Source organism: Deinococcus apachensis DSM 19763, assembly GCF_000381345.1.
GTDB classification, from domain to species: domain Bacteria; phylum Deinococcota; class Deinococci; order Deinococcales; family Deinococcaceae; genus Deinococcus; species Deinococcus apachensis.
In genome coordinates, this window is record NZ_KB906444.1 from 1 (window position 1) to 2,411 (window position 2,411).

3 protein-coding genes are annotated in these 2,411 nt (G+C 62.9%); 1 reads left to right on the forward strand and 2 read right to left on the reverse strand.

All coding sequences use genetic code 11. From position 1 onward, the window contains the following. The coding region (locus F784_RS26745) for a hypothetical protein (protein ID WP_040383792.1) at window positions 1-204 on the forward strand (204 nt) is incomplete at its 5' end. A 142-nt stretch (window positions 205-346) separates the two neighbouring features. Here the strand turns inward: F784_RS26745 and F784_RS0121970 are convergent. Together F784_RS0121970 and F784_RS0121975 are read right to left on the reverse strand one after the other, a co-directional pair. Beyond that, window positions 347-1,444, reverse strand: coding sequence for a serine hydrolase domain-containing protein (locus F784_RS0121970; protein ID WP_019588847.1), 1,098 nt, complete (start codon window positions 1,442-1,444; stop codon window positions 347-349). 242 nt (window positions 1,445-1,686) lie between these two features. Beyond that, window positions 1,687-2,217 carry a hypothetical protein gene (locus F784_RS0121975; protein WP_019588848.1) on the reverse strand — a complete coding sequence of 177 codons (531 nt, stop codon included), beginning with the start codon at window positions 2,215-2,217 and terminating at the stop codon, window positions 1,687-1,689. Window positions 2,218-2,411: the final 194 nt, after the last annotated feature.

Here is a 2,411-nt window from a genome sequence, read left to right on the forward strand (position 1 = left end):
GGACAGCCGAGCGGAGACACCGAGCGGCGAAAGGAGACGACGATGAACGCGCACCTTTACGCCGCCCAGGACCGCGCCCAGGAACTCCGAGCCGAAGCCAGGCGCGACCGCGATGCCCGCGCCGCCCAAGGACAGAACGAGCGCGAGAACTTACTCCAGCGCCTGGGGGTCCTGCTCCTGGCCCGCCAGCCCCGCCTCGCGTAACGGGCCGGGCCACCGCTCGGCCCATAAGCGCCCCTCCTGATCAGGAGGGGTACTCTCGTTGGTATTGGACGCGCCCAGGGGCCAAAGGAAGAAGGCGACCCGGAGGCCGCCAATTGGGTGACATCACTAGGAACAATGCCGCCTACTGCCCAAACAGCATGCCGGCCAGATGCACGGCCACAGCCTCCACGTCGTTCTCATCGTCATTGCTGATCACGATTACCGTGACGTCGTCAGTGGGGAAGCGCAGGTTAGCGGCTGTGAAGTGGTATGTATTGCCGGTGGTGAGGATGACCTGGTGCCCGTTGATCTTCCCGACCTTCCACTGTGCGGCCCGGCGCTCATCCGTGATGCCTGCATCGGGCTCGGAGACGGGCGCCCGCGGCGCGAAGAGGCGCTTCAGCGAGCGCGACGAGAGGATTTTCCCGCCGAACAGCGCGTTGTCGTAGGCGTACACATCCTCGAGCGTCGAGAAGACCTGAAAGTAGTCGTTGTAGTGCGTAATGCTATTGGCGACCAAGCCCCCATAATCACGCGCGCGGGCCGGCGGAACCAGGGCATCGGTCATCCGCCCGCTGTGCGTCATGCCGGCCGGGGCGAAGATGGCCTCGCGCATCACGCTGGCCCACGGCTTGCCCGTGACCTTCTCGACGATTGCCCCGAGCACAATGGTGGTGCAGTTCCTGTAGTCCACCGCAGTCGGTGACGGACGGAACTCCAGCGCCTTGGACTGGCAACCGGCCAGCGAGTCGGCCACTGTTGTGTGCCCCTCCTGATCCCAGGGCCAGTTGGGCAACCCGGAGGTGCCGTCGAGGAGCATGCCGATGGTGAGGGGCTTCCACGCCGCGGGGCAGGAGGACAGATACGTGCAGACGAGAGCGCCGTCTTGGAGCGTGCCCTGCTCCTCCAGCTTGAGGACCGCCGCCAGGTTCATCGCAAAGCTGACCCCGGCGATGGGGTACACGGTGCTTGGGGAGTTGCGCACCTTGTTTTCCCGATCAGCCATGCCATAGCCCTTGCTCAGGAGGATCGTGCCGCGCCGTGCCACCAGCACCGCGCCGCTAAAGCCCTGCCCAGGGCCCTGCTGCTTGGAGAGGCCGGTGAGATACGCGTCGAAGCGAGCGTCCGCAGGCGTGACTTGGTTCGCCCCGCCAGCCCCGCCAGACAGCGCTGACGTTGACAGGGCCACGACCGCGCTCACAAGCAGGGCCAGGAACGAGAAGAAGGAACGTTTCAACACAAGAACCTCCCTGTAGGACGCCTTGAATGGTCGGGCAGATACGCGGTGTGGCCTACCTCAACATCCACCGCCACAATGCGTCATTACCCTGAACCCACTACCCATCCCATTTCCCAGCTCGTGTGGAGCTCCCCACAAGAGTCCTCAGGGGCTGCGGAACGAGCCTGTCCTTCCCCCTTGAGCGCCAGAGTGAATGCGGTGGGCTAGGTAAAGGGCGACTTGATTCTCAACATCTCGTGCTGCTACCCCGGCTGAACGACCGGCACTCCCGGGCCTGCGCAACGGAGGGCCGTGCTGTAGTTATCGCGGTCGATCCTGACCACTCCATTGGCGTCCATCACGAATATGAAACGGTCCTTGAGCAGGAGCGTTGTGCCGTCACTTCCCGTGATCTGGCCATTGACGAGTTCGACTCGGTTCATGGTTCCCGAGCTCAGCAGGTTGAAGTGGAAGCGAGCGGTACCAGACTCTGTGAAGGTGGTGCCCGCCTCACCCGTGTAGGTGCCCGTACGAGTGGCATCAATCTGAAAATGTATGCCTCCCTGAGAGTCCGTCACCCGTTGGGTCTCACCGGCGAAGGTAGCGGACCCGGAGAGGGGCTCTCCTGTACAGGGGCTGATGAAGTCTTGTGGGAAAGTAAACGAGAAGGGGAAGGTCATCCGCTCTGCTTGAGCAGCCAGAGCCACGGTAGGGGGCTGGACCGCGAGCTCAGTTCGGCCACAGGCGGTGATGGCGGCGACGGTAACGAAGGCGGCAACAGCACTTCCCTTCATACAGACCCCCTACCCATTTGTTAGAGACCTGTTCACCTTACACCCTCAAGTGACCAAGAGGTCAATTTCCTGGACCTCTGCACTCCAGAAGGGGGCCAAGCTCCACAGCAGGAGCATTCACCCCTTTTTTGAAACACCTTCACATGGCTCGGGAGGGTATTCCTTCTGCCGAGTAGGCGCTGATTTTGGCGGGG

Bases quoted from the DNA above. Each gene is read 5' to 3' on its own strand.
- F784_RS0121975 (WP_019588848.1), bottom strand. From the start codon at position 2,217: ATGAAGGGAAGTGCTGTTGCCGCCTTCGTTACCGTCGCCGCCATCACC.